Annotated in this window: 13 protein-coding genes; 5 read left to right on the forward strand and 8 right to left on the reverse strand. The window is 62.8% G+C overall.

Features of this window, described 5'->3' with window-relative positions; all coding sequences use genetic code 11:
- Positions 1–19: 19 nt before the first annotated feature.
- The 5 genes from cobG to M2497_RS03950 all read left to right on the forward strand — a co-directional run bounded on the left by cobG (position 20) and on the right by M2497_RS03950 (position 5,369).
- Positions 20–1,366 carry a precorrin-3B synthase gene (cobG, locus tag M2497_RS03930; protein WP_248485911.1) on the forward strand — a complete coding sequence of 449 codons (1,347 nt, stop codon included), beginning with the start codon at positions 20–22 and terminating at the stop codon, positions 1,364–1,366.
- Positions 1,359–1,985: a precorrin-8X methylmutase gene (locus M2497_RS03935; RefSeq protein WP_248485912.1), complete on the forward strand. Its 627-nt coding sequence runs from the start codon at positions 1,359–1,361 to the stop codon at positions 1,983–1,985. Before cobG ends, M2497_RS03935 begins: the two co-directional genes overlap by 8 nt.
- Positions 1,985–2,716 (forward strand): precorrin-2 C(20)-methyltransferase, encoded by a 732-nt coding sequence (locus M2497_RS03940; protein WP_058423571.1) that lies wholly within the window; start codon positions 1,985–1,987, stop codon positions 2,714–2,716. Before M2497_RS03935 ends, M2497_RS03940 begins: the two co-directional genes overlap by 1 nt.
- A complete protein-coding gene (gene cobJ / locus M2497_RS03945; RefSeq protein ID WP_248485913.1) occupies positions 2,716–4,353 on the forward strand; it encodes a precorrin-3B C(17)-methyltransferase in 1,638 nt (545 codons plus the stop codon). The genes M2497_RS03940 and cobJ overlap by 1 nt, the downstream gene beginning before the upstream one ends.
- Positions 4,354–4,589: 236 nt before the next feature.
- Entirely contained in the window at positions 4,590–5,369 is a 780-nt protein-coding gene (locus tag M2497_RS03950; RefSeq protein WP_248485914.1) for a hypothetical protein, read from the forward strand.
- On the opposite strand, the gene M2497_RS03955 is transcribed toward M2497_RS03950, so the two are convergent.
- From M2497_RS03955 to prmA, 8 genes are all read right to left on the reverse strand, one after another.
- Positions 5,366–5,962, reverse strand: coding sequence for a MarC family protein (locus M2497_RS03955; protein ID WP_003171467.1), 597 nt, complete (start codon positions 5,960–5,962; stop codon positions 5,366–5,368). The genes M2497_RS03950 and M2497_RS03955 overlap by 4 nt on opposite strands.
- A gap of 239 nt (positions 5,963–6,201) precedes the next feature.
- Positions 6,202–8,973: a hybrid sensor histidine kinase/response regulator gene (locus tag M2497_RS03960; RefSeq protein ID WP_248485915.1), complete on the reverse strand. Its 2,772-nt coding sequence runs from the start codon at positions 8,971–8,973 to the stop codon at positions 6,202–6,204.
- Between the two features lie 100 nt (positions 8,974–9,073).
- The gene (purD, locus tag M2497_RS03965) at positions 9,074–10,366 is read right to left on the reverse strand and encodes a phosphoribosylamine--glycine ligase (protein WP_071493000.1); all 1,293 of its coding nucleotides are present in this window, start codon (positions 10,364–10,366) and stop codon (positions 9,074–9,076) included.
- A 167-nt stretch (positions 10,367–10,533) separates the two neighbouring features.
- Positions 10,534–12,141: a bifunctional phosphoribosylaminoimidazolecarboxamide formyltransferase/IMP cyclohydrolase gene (gene purH, locus M2497_RS03970; RefSeq protein WP_248485916.1), complete on the reverse strand. Its 1,608-nt coding sequence runs from the start codon at positions 12,139–12,141 to the stop codon at positions 10,534–10,536.
- 81 nt (positions 12,142–12,222) lie between these two features.
- Positions 12,223–12,543 (reverse strand): DNA-binding transcriptional regulator Fis, encoded by a 321-nt coding sequence (gene fis / locus M2497_RS03975; RefSeq protein WP_002555375.1) that lies wholly within the window; start codon positions 12,541–12,543, stop codon positions 12,223–12,225.
- Positions 12,540–13,553 (reverse strand): tRNA dihydrouridine synthase DusB, encoded by a 1,014-nt coding sequence (dusB, locus tag M2497_RS03980; RefSeq protein WP_016976994.1) that lies wholly within the window; start codon positions 13,551–13,553, stop codon positions 12,540–12,542. The genes fis and dusB overlap by 4 nt, the downstream gene beginning before the upstream one ends.
- Positions 13,554–13,738: 185 nt before the next feature.
- The gene (locus M2497_RS03985) at positions 13,739–14,941 is read right to left on the reverse strand and encodes a DUF3426 domain-containing protein (protein ID WP_248485917.1); all 1,203 of its coding nucleotides are present in this window, start codon (positions 14,939–14,941) and stop codon (positions 13,739–13,741) included.
- A gap of 30 nt (positions 14,942–14,971) precedes the next feature.
- A complete protein-coding gene (gene prmA, locus M2497_RS03990; protein ID WP_248485918.1) occupies positions 14,972–15,850 on the reverse strand; it encodes a 50S ribosomal protein L11 methyltransferase in 879 nt (292 codons plus the stop codon).
- Between the last annotated feature and the right edge of the window lie 122 nt (positions 15,851–15,972).

The raw sequence follows: 15,972 nt of genomic DNA on the forward strand, positions 1-15,972 counted from the left end.
TCCGACGGGCAGGCTTTTCATGCCGCCGGACAAAGCAGGCATAATACCGCGCCTTTACCCACCAACCGGTAGCCCCGTGAACCCAACGCCCGCTGTGAATACCTTGCGCCCCTCGGCCTGTCCGGGGTTGCTGCGTATTGTCCAGGCGTTGGATGGCGGTATTTGCCGGATCAAATTGGCCGGTGGTTCGATCACCAGCAAGCAAGCCCAAGTGGTGGCAGATGCGGCCCAGGCCTATGCGGGCGGGGTGATCGAGGCGACCAACCGCGCCAACCTGCAGATTCGCGGGATTGGTGCCCAAGAGCAGGCATTGATCGCCCTGCTACTGGCCGCAGGCCTGGGTCCCAGCAATGCCGCCGGCGACGATGTCCGCAACCTGATGCTCAGCCCCAGCGCCGGGATCGACCCGCAGATGCTGTTCGACACCCGCCCGCTGGCCGATGAGATCCTCGCCACCCTGCAAAACCACCCACGTTTCCATGAACTGTCAGCCAAGTTCGCCATACAGCTGGATGGCGGTGAAGCCCTGGCGATGCTTGAGCATCACCACGACCTGTGGCTGTCGGCCTTCATCCGCAATGGCCAGACGCTCCTCGCGTTCGGCCTGGCCGGTTGCCCGGGGCTGGATGCGCCACTGGCCGCCGTGCCGCTGGAGCAGGGGCATGCGCTGGTGGTGGCCGTGCTGGAGGCGTTTCTGGACATTGCCACTCCAGAACAAACCCGCATGCGCCACCTGCCTGTGGATAACGTGCTGAGTCATTTAAACCAGCCGCTATTGCCTGTTGATGGCTTCAAACGCCAGCCCAGCGGGGCTTTGCTGCACCTTGGCACTTATCCACAGGATCAAAAGAATCAGTTTTATGTTGCCGCCATCGCACCCTTGGGCCGCCTGGATGCGACGATGCTCAAAGGCGCCGCGCAACTGGCCAGCGAGTACGGTGATGGCACCCTGCGCTTCACCCCTTGGCAAGGCGTGTTGCTGGCCAACATCGAAAAACCGTACGCCGTGACCGAGCGCCTGGCGCAACTGGGCTTCCTTTGCTCCATCGATCAACCCCTGGCGCGCATGACCGCCTGCACCGGCGCCAGCGGGTGCGGCAAGGCCCTGGCCGACACCAAGGCCGATGCCGTGCAACTGGCTGCCTTGCAGCCCGGCCATGACGTGCACCTGTCCGGCTGCCCCCGTTCCTGCGCGGCTGCGCACGTTGCGCCGGTCACCTTGCTGGCGGTGAGCCCCGGCCACTACGACCTCTATTTCCGCGACGCAGCCCAACCCGGTTTCGGCCGGCTGCACGCGCGCACCCTTTCCATTGAAGCGGCGGGCGCCCTGTTGCGCGCTCGTCCACGGAGCAACACCGATGATTGATTACATCCGCGACGGTCAGGAGATCTATCGCAACTCCTTCGCCATTATTCGCGCGGAAGCCAAGTTGGAGCGCATTCCGGCCGACCTGGAAAAACTCGCGGTGCGCGTGATTCATGCGTGCGGCATGGTCGAGGCCATCGACGGCCTGCAGTTTTCCGAAGGCGCGGGCAAGGCCGGGCGCGATGCGTTGGCCGCTGGCGCGCCGATCCTGTGTGATGCGCGGATGGTCTCCGAGGGCGTGACCCGCGCGCGCCTGCCGGCCAATAACGCAGTGATCTGCACCCTGCGCGACGACAGCGTGCCGGCGCTGGCGCGGGAGCTGGGCAACACCCGTTCCGCCGCCGCGCTGGAGCTGTGGCGTCCGCACCTGGAAGGCAGTGTGGTGGTGATCGGCAATGCGCCGACCGCGTTGTTCTACCTGCTGGAAATGCTCGATGCCGGTGCGCCTAAACCTGCCTTGATCCTGGGTTTCCCGGTCGGGTTTGTCGGTGCTGCCGAATCCAAGGCGATGCTGGCGGCCGACAGCCGTGGCGTGCCGTTCGTGATCATGCAGGGTCGCCTGGGCGGCAGTGCGATGGCCGCCGCCGCGGTGAATGCCCTGGCCACGGAGGTAGAATAATGCCGGCACGCGGACGTTTGATCGGCCTGGGCGTAGGCCCCGGCGACCCGGAATTGATCACCCTCAAGGCGCTGCGCCTGCTGCGCGAATCGCCGGTGGTGGCGTATTTCGTGGCCAAGGGCAAGAAGGGCAATGCCTTCGGCATCATCGAAGATCACTTGGTGCCCCAACAGACCCTGATGCCGCTGGTGTACCCGGTAACCACCGAGGTGCTGCCGGCGCCGATGTCCTATGAGCAGGTGATCAGCGATTTCTATGACGCCGCCAGCGTCGATGTCGCCGCGCACCTGGATGCCGGCCGTGATGTGGCGGTGATCTGTGAAGGCGACCCGTTCTTCTACGGCTCCTACATGTACCTGCATGACCGCCTCGCCGAACGCTACGAAGCGCAAGTCATCCCCGGCGTGTGCTCGATGCTCGGCGGCGCCTCGGTGCTGGGTGCGCCGTTGGTGTATCGCAACCAGAGCCTGTCGGTGCTCTCGGGCGTGTTGCCCCATGAGGATCTGAAGCGGCGCCTGGCAGACGCCGACGCGGCGGTGATCATGAAGCTGGGCCGCAACTTCCCGAAAGTGCGCCAGGTGCTTGAAGAACTCGGCCTGGCCGAGCGTGCGCTGTACGTGGAGCGGGCGACCATGGCCAACCAGAAGATTGTGCCGTTGGATCAGGTCGACCCGGCGTCTTCGCCGTACTTCTCACTGATCATCGTGCCGGGCGAAAGGTGGCAAGGTTGATGAACCCGGCGATTGTCATTCTGGGCCAGGGCAGCCTGGCCACCGCGCGCCGGATCCAACAGCTCTACCCCGAGGCGCGGATCCACGGTCTGGCCGGGCGCGTTGGAGGTGCTGACCAGACTTACAGTGAGTTCGGCACGACCTTGCGCCAGTTGTACCAGCAAGGCACGCCGCTGATTGCGCTGTGCGCCGCCGGTATCGTGATCCGCACCCTGGCGCCGCTGCTGCTGGAAAAAGGCGAAGAGCCAGCCGTGCTGGCCGTGGCGGAAGACGGCAGCGCCGTAGTGCCGCTGCTCGGTGGCCTTGGCGGTGTGAACGTCATGGCGCGCGAGATTGCTGCCGCGTTGAACGTGGCCGCTGCGATCACCACCAGTGGCGAACTGCGGTTTGGCACCTGCCTGCTCAACCCGCCGCAGGGCTATGAGCTGGCCGACCTCGAGTTGGGCAAGCGGTTCGTTTCCGACCTGTTGGCCGGTGAAAGTGTGCGCATCGAAGGTGTAGCGCCGTGGCTGGATCAGGCCAACTTGCCGCAGGATCAACAGGCGCGCCTGGCGATTCATGTCGGCAGTGCCGAGCGCCAACCCACCGCCAATGAATTGCTGATCTACCCGAAGAACGTCAGCGTGACCTGCAAGCCCGGCGCGCAATTGGCCGAGCGTGTGCGCACGGCATTGCATGAAGCGGGTATCGCCGTGCAATCCCTGGCGTGCCTGCTGGCCAGCGAAACGCAGATGGCCGAAGCGTCGTTGCGTGACGCGGCGTTGGAACTGGGGGTGCCGCTGCGTTTTACCGGCGTTTCCCTGGACGCCGATATCGTGGTCAGCGTGGCTGAACAGCCGCTGGACTTGTCGCAGATCGGTCGTGTCCGTGGCCGCCTTGCCGTGATCGGCCTGGGCCCCGGTGCCGCCGAGTTGATGGTGCCAGCGGTGAAGGCTGAACTGGCGCGTTGCACCGATGTGCTGGGTTACGAGACCTATGTGCGCATGGCCGGCCCGTTCCGCGAAGATCAAGTGCAGCATTGCACCGATAACCGTGAAGAAATGCAGCGTGCCCGTCACGCCTTCGAGCTGGCGGCCCAAGGCCGTTCGGTGGTGGTGGTGTCGTCCGGCGACCCGGGTGTGTTTGCCATGGCTGCCGCCGTGATTGAGGCGTTGCACGAATCCAGCGACCCGACCTGGCATCAGGTCGACCTGGAGATCCTGCCGGGCGTCTCGGCTTCGCTTGCCACTGCCGCCCAGGCCGGCGCACCGTTGGGCCATGACTTCTGCGTGATGTCGCTGTCGGATAACCTCAAGCCCTGGTCGATCATCGAAAAGCGCCTGGACCTGGCGTCCCAGGCCGACCTGGCGCTGGCGTTCTACAACCCGATCTCGCGTTCGCGGCCTTGGCAACTGGGGCGCGCCCTGGAAATCGTCGCCCTGCATCGCACACCGCAAACGCCGGTGGTGCTGGGCCGTGATATCGGTCGCCCGGGGCAGAGCCTGCGTGTCACTACGTTGGGGCAACTGACGCCGGAGCAGGTGGACATGCGCACCATGGTGCTGATCGGCTCGTCCACCACCTGCACATTCCCCCGTGCCGGTGGGGGTGAATGGGTCTACACACCGCGCTGGTACGGTGAAAAACCCGCCTCCTGAAAACGGCCTGTCGTCTGCCTGAAAGCGCCGAATTGCCCAGGGATTTTCCTGGCGTTGTTCGGCGCTTTTTCTTTTTTTTGCGACGAAATATGGAAACTCACCCGTGATGCCGCGTTATTGCTGGGCGTTGTGGTTCAACGGGTTGCGCCAAGGGATTTTTATCGTCTGGAAAGCCCATCGGCCAGTGAACTAGGGTGGACACAAGCCCCACGTTGGGGTGCTTGTGGAGAATCAAAATGGAGCGACATCACAGACGGATCAACAGTACAAAAAGGCGCAAGTTGATTGCCGCCTACAAATTACCGGGCACGTCAGGCAAGCACGCGTCTGTGCCGCTGGACACCGAAGATGACTTCAATGCGGCGGTGGTCAACAACAGTGTGATTTCGTTTGCCGAAGGCCTTTCGGGTCTGAACCGAGAGTACGTGCGTAAAAGTTATCTGCTGGCCAGCAGCTACGTCAGCGATGTGTTGAATGTGCACCGCGGTACCGAGGACTGGTACGACGAATTCATCAAGGTGATGGTCAGCCTGGGGTGGCTCCCGGTGCGTAGCAGCTTCGAACGGGTCTCACGTTCGGGCAAGGGGCTGACCGTGCAGTTGGCGGCGCTGAACCTTATTGCCACGCTGTTGGCTTCCACGTCCTTGTCCGCGCCGCTGCTTAGCGTGATGCCGAAACTGGCGGCGGATGCACTGGAGGCGTTGAAGCAGGCGCCGGCGTCTTTTGAATTGTTCAAGCGCAACAGCTCGGTGCACCAGGGCGGTGATTTCGGCCTGGCATCCTGTGCCGAAACCGATGGCGAATTGACGATGGTGCTGGTGACCTACAGCACTCACGGCGTGAGCAAACAGGTAGGGCTGCCCTTCCTGGAGTGGGACAGTTCCTCGTGCGAGGCCTTCAGCGGGCAGACGTGCCTGGTGCTGAATACCTCGGTGGTCAACGAAAAGACGATCCAACTGATGCGCGAGAGCGCGGGAGACAAAGTACAACTGGCGATTGCCAAATACCGGATCTAAGGCACCAGGTAGCCGCGTACCCCGGTGAAGATGATCTGCGCGGCCAGGGCGCAGACGAACAGGCCCATCAACCGGCTGACAATCTGCAAGCCCTGGTCACCGAGGATGCGTTCGATACGGTTGGACAGGTACAGCACCACGCCCACCGTGAGGCTGGCCAGGGCGATGCTGAGGATGGCGGTGAGCTTGTCATCCCAGTGCGGTTGGCTCACGCCCATCACCAGCAGCGCACCGATGGTGCCGGGGCCGACGGTGAGTGGGATGGTCAGCGGCACGATGGTCACATCCTGCTGCACGTTGTCGGTCTGCACCGCCGACTTGCCCTGGGCCATGCCCAGGGCGGAAATGAACAGCACACTGCCGGCGCCGATGCGGAAGGCGTCGACGGTGATGCCGAACACACTGAAAATCACCCGGCCGAACAGGTACAGCAACACGCTCGATACCAGGGTCGCCAACGCCACCTTCCACGCCAGGCGCCGCCGCTCTTTGCTGGAATAGCCACGGGTCAGGCTGATAAAGCAGGACAGCACGAAGAACGGGCTGTAGAGCACCAGCATTTTCAGGTAGACGCTGAATAACACGTGGAGCATGGGGGCGGCTCGCAGGAGGAAAGTGTGGAGAGTCTATCAGGCGCCAGAGATCAAATGTGGGAGGGGGCTTTTGTGGTGAGCGGGCTTGCCCCGCGCTGGGCTGCGAAGCAGCCCCAATAAGAACGCCGAGTTATGTCAGGCACTCTGCGGCGTTTGGTTTTAGGGCCGCTTCGCGCCCCAGCGCGGGGCAAGCCCGCTCACCACAAAAACCAGTTCCTACAGGAGGGCAGCGTTTCAAGTTAAGACGGGGCGTGCTCGGGCCTTTGCTGACGCTGCGCCACCCAAAACTCCACCAGCTCGCGCAACTGCGACAACTCCACCGGCTTGGCCATATGCCCATCCATCCCGGCCTGGCGCGCACGCTCCTTGTGTTCCGACAGAATGTGCGCCGTCAACGCCACCACCGGCGTGCGGATGCGCTGGTGGCTGACTTCCCAGGCACGCAGCTGCTGGGTCGCCGAGAAACCATCGAGGATCGGCATTTCGCAGTCCATCAACACCAGGTCATAACGCTGGGCCTTCATTGCTTCCAGCGCTTCCTCGCCATTGCTGGCAGTGTCCGGGCTGAGGTTGAGCTTGCCGAGCATGCCGCGAATCACCTTGGTGGAGATGCTGTTGTCCTCGGCTACCAGGATGCGGAAATCCGTCGGCACGGTGATGGCGGCCGGAGCGCTGAGGACCGGGCGTGGCAGCACGTTGCCTTTGCTGCGTTGGGTCAGTTCATCCGCCAGGGTGGTCTTGAGCGTGTAGCCGGCCACCGGTTTGGCGAGGATGCGCTTGATCCCGCAATTGCGCGCGATGATCTTGCTCGGCGCGTTGCTGATGCCGGTGAGCATGATCAGCAGGATGTCGTGGTTCAGGCTCGGGTCTTCCTTGATCTTTGCCGCCAGTTGCATGCCGGTCATGCCGGGCATGTTCTGGTCCAGCAGCACCACATCGAAGTAATCGCGCAGGTGCGCCTTGGTGCGCAGCAACGCCAGGGCTTCCTTGCCCGAGGGCACGGCGCTGACGTTGAGGCCCCAGGCCGAACATTGTTGCACCAGTACTTTACGGCAGGTGTCGTTGTCGTCCACCACCAGCACGCGCGCGCCTTTGAGCGGGCCGTCGAGGTCGGAGGTCGGGTGTTCCAGGCGTTCCGGGTCCAGCGGCAGGGTCAGCCACAGGGTGCTGCCCTGGTGGCTGCCGCTCTTGATGCCGAACTCGCCATTCATCAACAGGATCAACTGGCGGGCGATGACCAGGCCCAGGTGGCCGTTCAAACGGGTGGCCGAGAAGAAATTCTTGCTGTGCAGTTCGCTGTGCAGCAGGGCATCGCGCTCGGCGGGTTCCATCGGCAGGCCGCTGTCTTGCACGGCAATGCGCAGGCGTGGCTTGGTGCTGCGGTCGTCCAGGGCCACCACGATCAGCACTTCGCCTTCGTCGGTCTTTTGCAGGGCGTTTTCCAGCAGACTCAACATGGCCTGGCGCAGGCGCGTCGGGTCGCCGCTGATCACGCGGGGCACCTGGGGCTGGATAAAGCTGATCAGTTCGACGTTCTGCTGCTCGGCCTTGGCGCGGAAGATACTCAGGCAGTCTTCGATCAGCGCATTGAGGTCGAACTGCACATCGTCCAGTTCGATCTGGCCGGATTCGAGCTTGGAGATATCGAGGATTTCATTGATCAGCGTGAGCAGTTCGTTGCCGGCGCTGTGGATGGTTTGCACGTAGTCGCGCTGCTTCACCGACAGTGGCGTACCCAGCAGCAGTTCGGTCATGCCCAACACACCGTTCATGGGGGTGCGGATTTCGTGGCTGATCTTGGCCAGGAACTCGGCCTTGGCCGCGATTTCGGCATTGCTCGCCGCCAGGTCGCGGCTGAGGCTGAAACGCGCCTCGACAATTGCCCGCTGGCGCTCGCCCAACGCCAGGCTCATCAGCAGGCCGCTGAGGCAGATAAACGCCAGCAGCGTGACGATCAGGCCCTGGGGCGAGACCATCGTCAGGCCCAGCAACGCCGGCAGGATGATCAGCGTACCGATGTTGAACACCACCATCGCCGCCACGAACAGGCGTGCCGGGCGGTAGCCTTTCTGCCAGTGATAGGCTGAGACAAACAGCATGCTCAAGCCGGCGAGGGCCACCAGGGCGTAGGTGATGATGTTCAGCGGCAGGGTGTTGACGAACAACAGCAACAGGCCGCACAGCACGATGAACAGGATGTCCGCCATCAACAGCTTGTTCAGCGGGTGCGGGCCCAGGGGCATGAAGAAACGGTAGGCAAACATCAAACCGCAGGGTGCGGTGAGCAGCAGCGCCAGGTAGGCGCCTGGTGTCTGGATTGCATGCCAGTTCGGCAGCCATGGCCCTACCAGGTTGAGCAGCAGCGCCAGGCTGAGCATCAGCAGCACTTCGCACGCCGCCAGCCACAGGCTGCTGCGCGAGCGGTGATAGGCGAAGCGCGTCAGGTTGTGCAGGATCAGCATCAGCAGGCAGCCGAACAGCAGGCCGTAGATCAGCGTCTGGGTCTGGTCGGCGGCGGCGAGTACGGCTGGTTCCAGGGTGATGTAGGGGCGCAGTTCGTGTTCCGAGACCAGGCGCAGGTAAACCTCGAGGGGCTTCTGGCTCTGGGGCAGCGGCAGCATGAAGTCACTGCTGGGCAACGGTCGTTCAGCCTGGGGCTGGCGTGTGCCGGTGCTCTGTTGTTCCACCAGGGTGTCGCCGTCCAGCACGTAGAGGCTCAGGTGCGACAGGTCCGGGGCGAATACCCGCAGCACTTGTTCGTGCTTGCCGGGTTGCAGCTTGAAACGTACCCACAACGCACCGTCCGGTTCCGCGGCGGTAATGCGGTCCAGTTCGATGGGGCTGAATTGGTTGGTGTAGCGCGAGGAACGGATGTCGCTCAGCTGCAGGTCGGCCTGTTCATCAAGCAATACTGCCCAGCCACTGCCTTGCGCGGCGGCCTGGGCCGGGAACAAGCAGAGCAGTGTCAGCAGACTGACAGTGAAACCTATGGCGATCCTGAGCCAGCGCACGGCGAAATCCCTTCGTAGGTTGATGCACGGTTAACTATGCGCGGGTAGGCCTGCATACGGCAAGGGCCAGAGGCCCCTGCCTAGCCGAACGGATAGCTGCTTACTGGTTCTCGCCACGCTCCCGCGCAATGGCGCGATAGCCGATGTCCTTGCGGTAGAAACAGCCTTTCCAGTCGATCTTCGCGGCCAGCTTGTAAGCCTGTTGCTGCGCGGCGTCGACGCTGGCGCCCATGGCGGTGGCGCATAGCACACGGCCACCGGCCGTTACGACCTGGCCATCCTTGAGCGCGGTGCCCGCATGGAACACCTTGCCTTCCAGCGTAGCAGCCGCGTCCAGGCCTTCAATCACATCGCCCTTGGCGTAGTCGGCAGGGTAACCACCGGCCGCCAGCACAATGCCGACGCTCGGACGTGGGTCCCACTGCGCTTCAACCTTGTCCAGGGCCTGGGCCAATGCGGCTTCCACCAACAGCACCAGGCTCGATTGCAGACGCAGCATCACCGGTTGGGTTTCCGGGTCGCCGAAGCGGCAGTTGAACTCGATGACTTTGGGGTTACCGGCTTTGTCGATCATCAGGCCGGCATACAGGAAACCGGTGTACACATTGCCTTCGTCGGCCATGCCGCGCACGGTCGGCCAGATCACCAGGTCCATGACGCGCTGGTGCACGTCGGCCGTGACCACCGGGGCAGGGGAGTAGGCGCCCATGCCACCGGTGTTCGGGCCGGTGTCGCCGTCGCCGACGCGCTTGTGGTCCTGGCTGGTGGCCATCGGCAAGACGTTCTTGCCGTCGACCATCACGATGAAGCTGGCTTCTTCGCCGTCGAGGAACTCCTCGATGACCACGCGGGAGCCGGCATCACCGAACGCGTTGCCGGCGAGCATATCGCGCACGGCGTCTTCGGCTTCCTGCAGGGTCATCGCCACGATCACGCCTTTACCAGCAGCCAGGCCATCGGCCTTGATCACGATTGGCGCACCTTTTTCACGCAGGTAAGCCAGGGCTGGCTCGATCTCGGTGAAGTTCTGGTAGTCGGCAGTCGGGATCTTGTGGCGGGCCAGGAAATCCTTGGTGAAGGCCTTGGAGCCTTCCAACTGGGCCGCACCGGCGGTAGGGCCGAAGCAATCCAGGCCACGGCTGCGGAACAGGTCCACGACACCCGCCACCAGCGGCACTTCCGGGCCGACGATAGTCAGGGACACATTCTTTTCAGCGAAGTCGGCCAGTTGCTCAAGGGCCAGCACGTCGATAGCAACGTTTTCGCACTTGGCTTCAATGGCGGTGCCGGCGTTGCCGGGGGCAACGAAGACTTTCTGGACGCGTGGGTCCTGGGCAACTTTCCAGGCCAGGGCGTGTTCACGGCCACCGCTGCCAATGATCAAAACATTCATTTCAAAAACCTCGGATGACGCAAATTCTTGGGAACACTGTGGGCGCTTTTCTGTGGGAGCTGGCTTGCCTGCGATGCGGGCGCCTCGGTGTAACAAGTGCACCGAGGTGATGCTATCGCAGGCAAGCCAGCTCCTACAGAAGCCAGTGCCCACCAGGCAATGTTGGATCAGTGACGGAAGTGGCGCATGCCGGTGAAGACCATGGCAATGCCGGCCTCGTCAGCGGCGGCGATCACTTCGGCATCGCGCATCGAACCACCCGGTTGGATCACGGCGGTCACACCGGCTTTCGCGGCATTGTCCAGGCCGTCACGGAACGGGAAGAACGCATCGGAAGCCATTACCGAACCCACCACCTGCAAACCGGCGTGCTCAGCCTTGATCGCGGCGATACGCGCCGAGTTCACCCGGCTCATCTGGCCAGCGCCGACACCGATGGTCTGGCGGTTCTTGGCGTAGACGATGGCGTTGGATTTAACGTACTTGGCCACCTTCCAGGCGAAGATCAGGTCGTTGATCTCTTGCTCGGTCGGCGCGCGCTTGGTCACCACTTTCAGGTCGGCGCTGCCGATCATGCCGATGTCACGGCTCTGTACCAGCAAGCCACCGTTGACGCGCTTGTAGTCCCAGGCCGCCGCGCGGTCAGCCGACCACTCGCCGCAGGCCAGCAGGCGCACGTTGGCTTTGGCGGCGACGATGGCGCGGGCTTCTTCGCTGACGCTTGGGGCGATGATCACTTCAACGAACTGACGCTCGACGATCGCTTTAGCGGTCTCGGCATCCAGTTCGCGGTTGAAGGCAATGATGCCGCCGAAGGCCGATTCGGTATCGGTAGCGTAGGCCAGTTCGTACGCCTGGCGGATACCGCCTTCAGCGTCCGGGCTCACGGCCACGCCGCACGGGTTGGCGTGCTTGACGATCACACAGGCTGGCTTGACGAAGCTCTTCACACATTCCAGCGCGGCGTCGGTGTCGGCTACGTTGTTGTAGGACAGCTCTTTGCCTTGCAGTTGGGTCGCGGTGGCGATGCCCACTTCGGCAGGCTTGGCCTCCACGTAGAACGCCGCGCTCTGATGCGGGTTCTCGCCGTAGCGCATCTCCTGGGCCTTGATGAACTGGCTGTTGAAGGTGCGTGGGAACTGGCTGCGACCTTCTGTGCTTAGGGTTTCAGCGGTCTGGTTCACGGTGCCCATGTAGTTGGCGATCATGCCGTCGTAGGCGGCGGTGTGTTCGAACGCCTTGAGCATCAGGTCGAAACGCTGGGCGTAGGTCAGGCCACCGGCCTTCAGGCTTTCCAATACGTTGGCGTAATCACTGGCGTTGACCACGATGGCCACGTCTTTGTGGTTCTTGGCCGCCGAACGCACCATGGTTGGGCCGCCGATATCGATGTTTTCGATGGCGGTCGGCAGGTCGCAGCCTGGCTTGTTGATGGTGGCTTCGAACGGGTAGAGGTTAACGGCCACCAGATCGATCGGCTTGATACCGTGCTCGGCCATGATCGCGTCATCGGTGCCACGACGGCCGAGGATGCCACCATGGATCTTCGGGTGCAGGGTCTTGACCCGACCGTCCATCATTTCTGCGAAGCCGGTGTAGTCCGCCACTTCCACTGCGGCCACGCCGTTGTCCTGCAGCAGTTTGAAGGTCCCGCCCGTGGAGAGGATTTCCACGCCCAGAGCTTCCAGCTCCCGGGCAAATTCAAGGATCCCGGTCTTGTCGGAGACACTGATCAAGGCGCGGCGGATCGGCAGGCGGGTAGTCTGGTCGGTCATTTCAATTTCCATCAAAAGCAAAGGAGTCAGCAAAAAAGGCGACCGGTTTTACGCGGGCGCCTTTCTGGTTTGATTGAATGCTTACAGCAAATCGTATTGCTTGAGCTTTTTGCGCAAGGTGCCACGGTTGAGGCCCAGCAGCTCACTGGCTTTGGTCTGGTTGCCCTTGACGTAGTTCATCACGCTTTCGAGCAAGGGCGCCTCGACTTCGGAGAGCACCAGGTTGTACACGTCCGTGACGGAAGCGCCCTCAAGGTGGGCGAAATAATTGTGCAGCGCCTTCTCGACACTCCCGCGAAGGGTCTGGCCTTCTTCGCTCGGCGTGTTGAGGTGCTGTTTCAAATTGACGTTGTCGCTCACGGGTGTTGTTCCACTCACTAAAGTCTCGGTCATCATCGTCATGCGGCCACCCCCTCTCCGTCCCCTGTCCCCAGGCTCTTGTAACGCTCGCTGAAGAACTCACGAACGTTGGCGCATTGTGCTTCCGTATCATCCAAACGATTGAAGTGGGCGCGAAACTCCCTGGCGCCCGGCAGGGTTGCGAGATACCAGCCGACATGCTTGCGAGCAATGCGTACTCCCATCACATCTCCATAGAAGGCGTGCAGGGCGGCCAGATGCTCTAGCAGAATACGTTCCACCTCGATTAGCTCCGGTGCCGGCAACACTTCACCGGTACGCAGAAAATGCTCGATCTCACGAAAAATCCACGGACGCCCCTGGGCGGCCCGGCCAATCAACAAGCCATCGGCACCGGTGGCGTGCAGCACGCGCCGGGCCTTCTCGGCGGAGTCGATGTCGCCATTGGCGAATACCGGCATCGATACCGCCTGCTTGATCGCAGCGATGGTGTCGTACTCGGCTTCACCGGTGTAAAGGTCGGCGCGGGTGCGGCCATGCACCGCCAGCGCTGTAATGCCTGCCTGTTCAGCGATCTTCGCCACTGTCAGGCCGTTCTTGTTGTCCCGGTCCCAACCGGTACGAATCTTCAGGGTGACCGGCACATCCACTGCGGCGACAACGGCCTGCAGGATCTCGGCTACCAACTGCTCATCTTTCAACAGGGCGGAACCGGCGGCCTTGTTGCAGACCTTCTTGGCCGGGCAGCCCATGTTGATGTCGATGATCTGCGCCCCCAACTCCACGTTGGCCCGGGCCGCATCCGCCAGCATCTGTGCATCGCCACCGGCGATCTGTACCGAGCGCGGCTCGGGATCACCTTCGTGGATCATGCGCATCCGCGATTTGCGGGTGTTCCACAAGCTCATGTCGCTGGTGACCATTTCCGAGACTACTAGACCCGCGCCCAAACGCTTGCACAGCTGACGAAAGGGCTGGTCGGTGACGCCCGCCATCGGGGCGAGGATCAAGCCGTTCTGCAATGTGTATGGGCCGATGCGTACCGCCGACATAGGACTTCCCTGTTGTGGGGCCGGATCATTAGAGTTCGAAAAAGGGTTGGCATGATACCCGCTCTCGATGACTGGATAAAGGCTGAATTGGATAAAATCTGAACAGTTATTTCTTTATCGCCAGCGGTTTGGTTGCGCAGGGGAAAGTCAATAACCTGCCGTCAAACCTCAATGCATGAACCGATTCACTCGGGCGAGTGGAAGCTCAGGCTGTAATTCACGGCTTTGTTGCCCGGATCGAGGATATCCAGGGAGATATGGATCGGGGTTTGTGATGGCATTTCGCTAACGCCGGCCAACTCACCGCTGAGGTATTCGGCGGGTTTGAAGCGACGGCTGGCAATCAGGTTGCCGTTCAGGTCGGCAAAACGCAGCTCCAGCAGCGGGAAGGGCTGGGAGAAGGTTGCACGGTTATAGATGATCGCATCCACCACCAGCGCCCCGGCGAAATCGGGGTGGCTGCGCACCACCAGGTTACTGCTCTTGATATGGGCGATATCGACCCGCGACGGCACTGTGCAACCCAGGGTGGGGCACAGTTGCTGGAACCACGGGCGATACGCGTCCTGGCGGGCCAGGTCGTCGAATTGGTAGGCGATGTATTGGCCTGCGAGGCCGGCGGCGGCGATCAGGACCAGCAGCAGCCAGACCAGGCGACGGCCCAGGCCCGTCGGGCGTTTGTGTGCGTAGAGGTGCAGCGGATCGTCTTCCAGGTCCTGGAGCAAATCGTCATGGGCGCTGGTTTCAGCGCGTGGGCGCTTGCGGCGGGGTGGCAGGCGATCTTCGGGGTCGGCCGCTTTGGTCAGCGGCGTGAACGGTGGGTCGATGTCGTCATCGTCTGGTGTTGAGCGCAGGGGTGGCTCATCGTCGAGATCGTCGGTGTGGAGCGACATGGACGGTTCGGTGCGCTGCCTGGTCGCAGGTTCTGGCTCGTTTTCGCTGACGTGGAGGCGCTCTTCAGGCGGCTCGCTGAACAGGCTTGCCGCCCATTTCTCTTCTTCGGCCTTGACGCTGTCGCGGCTGGCGCTGAGAGGCTCGTCCTTTTGTCGACGATCGGCGCCCGCATGCCGGCGTTCTGCGCCCGGGGGCAGGGTGTGCTGAATCTCGCGGCGTTCCAGCTTGGCCAGTTCTTCGTCCAGGTCCAGGTTGTCCAGGTCCAGCTCTTCGGCGGTCCACTGTTTCTGGCTGATGGCGCGCGGTGCCTCGGCAGTGGTCTCGGGCTGCGGCGCCGGCGCCTGGCCGCGTTGCTCCAACAGCTGGCGGGCCGCATTGAACACTTGCAGGCACGAGCCGCAGCGCACCACGCCACGGGCCACGCTCAATTGAGCGTGGCTGACGCGAAAGCGTGCTTGGCAATGCGGGCACTGGGTGACGAAACTGTCGGTCATGCGGCCATCCGATTCAGGCAAGCGCTCATTCTAGCGCCGACGACCGCTGATGCGTACCCAGCCATCGCGGTTGGCGATCGGATCCAGCTCGAAATCCTTGGCGTAGGCGGCGGCGACGTCTTCGCCCTGCTCGGCCAGGATGCCCGACAGCGCCAGGCGGCCGCCCGGCCTGACCAGGCTCGACAGTTGCGGCGCCAGCGCCACCAGCGGCCCGGCGAGGATGTTGGCCACCAGCACGTCGGCCTGTACCTGGGGCAGTTGCTCCGGCAGGTAGAGTGGGAATTTGCCTTCAGGAATGTTGTTGCGCCCAGCGTTGTCGCGGGAGGCTTCCAGGGCTTGCACGTCGATGTCGGTGCCCACGGCTTCCTTGGCGCCGAGCAGCAGGGCGGCAATCGCCAGGATCCCCGAGCCGCAACCGAAGTCCAGCACGTGGCTGTCGGTCAGGTCCTGGCCGTCCAGCCATTCCAGGCACAGCGCGGTGGTCGGGTGGGTGCCGGTGCCGAATGCCAGGCCCGGGTCCAGCAGCAGGTTGACTGCGTCGGGCTCGGGCGCGGCATGCCAGCTCGGTACGATCCACAGGCGCTGGCCGAAACGCATCGGCTGGAAGTTGTCCATCCAGCTGCGTTCCCAGTCCTGGTCTTCGATGACTTCGCTGTGGTGCTCTGGCAGCGGGCCGCCGGTGAGCAGTTCCATATGGGCCAGCACGGCGTTGGCGTCGGTGCCGTCTTCGAACAGGGCCAGCAGGTGGGTGTGGGACCACAGCGGCGTGGTGTTGAGTTCGGGCTCGAAGATCGGTTGGTCTTCGGCGTCCATGAATGTTACGGAGACAGCGCCTACTTCGAGGAAAGCGTCTTCATAGGTTTCGGCTTGTTCTGGGCTGATGGCGAGACGGACTTGCAGCCAAGGCATGGCGGGCACCTTTGAAAAAATGAGTGTGCAGCGGGGTGGGGCTGCGAAAGGGCGCAAGTTTACGCGAGCGCACAGAAGAAGACGACATACACCGATCAAATGTGGGAGGGGGCTTGCCCTCG

It is taken from the genome of Pseudomonas sp. CYM-20-01 (assembly GCF_023169845.1).
GTDB classification, from domain to species: Bacteria; Pseudomonadota; Gammaproteobacteria; order Pseudomonadales; family Pseudomonadaceae; genus Aquipseudomonas; species Aquipseudomonas azotoformans.

Excerpts from the sequence above, each read along its gene's own strand:
- cobG (WP_248485911.1), top strand. The coding sequence starts at position 20 with ATGCCGCCGGACAAAGCAGGCATAATACCGCGCCTTTACCCACCAACC.
- M2497_RS03935 (WP_248485912.1), top strand. The coding sequence starts at position 1,359 with ATGATTGATTACATCCGCGACGGTCAGGAGATCTATCGCAACTCCTTC.
- M2497_RS03940 (WP_058423571.1), top strand. The coding sequence starts at position 1,985 with ATGCCGGCACGCGGACGTTTGATCGGCCTGGGCGTAGGCCCCGGCGAC.
- cobJ (WP_248485913.1), top strand. The coding sequence starts at position 2,716 with ATGAACCCGGCGATTGTCATTCTGGGCCAGGGCAGCCTGGCCACCGCG.
- M2497_RS03950 (WP_248485914.1), top strand. The coding sequence starts at position 4,590 with ATGGAGCGACATCACAGACGGATCAACAGTACAAAAAGGCGCAAGTTG.
- M2497_RS03955 (WP_003171467.1), bottom strand. The coding sequence starts at position 5,962 with ATGCTCCACGTGTTATTCAGCGTCTACCTGAAAATGCTGGTGCTCTAC.
- purD (WP_071493000.1), bottom strand. The coding sequence starts at position 10,366 with ATGAATGTTTTGATCATTGGCAGCGGTGGCCGTGAACACGCCCTGGCC.
- purH (WP_248485916.1), bottom strand. The coding sequence starts at position 12,141 with ATGACCGACCAGACTACCCGCCTGCCGATCCGCCGCGCCTTGATCAGT.
- fis (WP_002555375.1), bottom strand. The coding sequence starts at position 12,543 with ATGACGATGATGACCGAGACTTTAGTGAGTGGAACAACACCCGTGAGC.
- dusB (WP_016976994.1), bottom strand. The coding sequence starts at position 13,553 with ATGTCGGCGGTACGCATCGGCCCATACACATTGCAGAACGGCTTGATC.
- M2497_RS03985 (WP_248485917.1), bottom strand. The coding sequence starts at position 14,941 with ATGACCGACAGTTTCGTCACCCAGTGCCCGCATTGCCAAGCACGCTTT.
- prmA (WP_248485918.1), bottom strand. The coding sequence starts at position 15,850 with ATGCCTTGGCTGCAAGTCCGTCTCGCCATCAGCCCAGAACAAGCCGAA.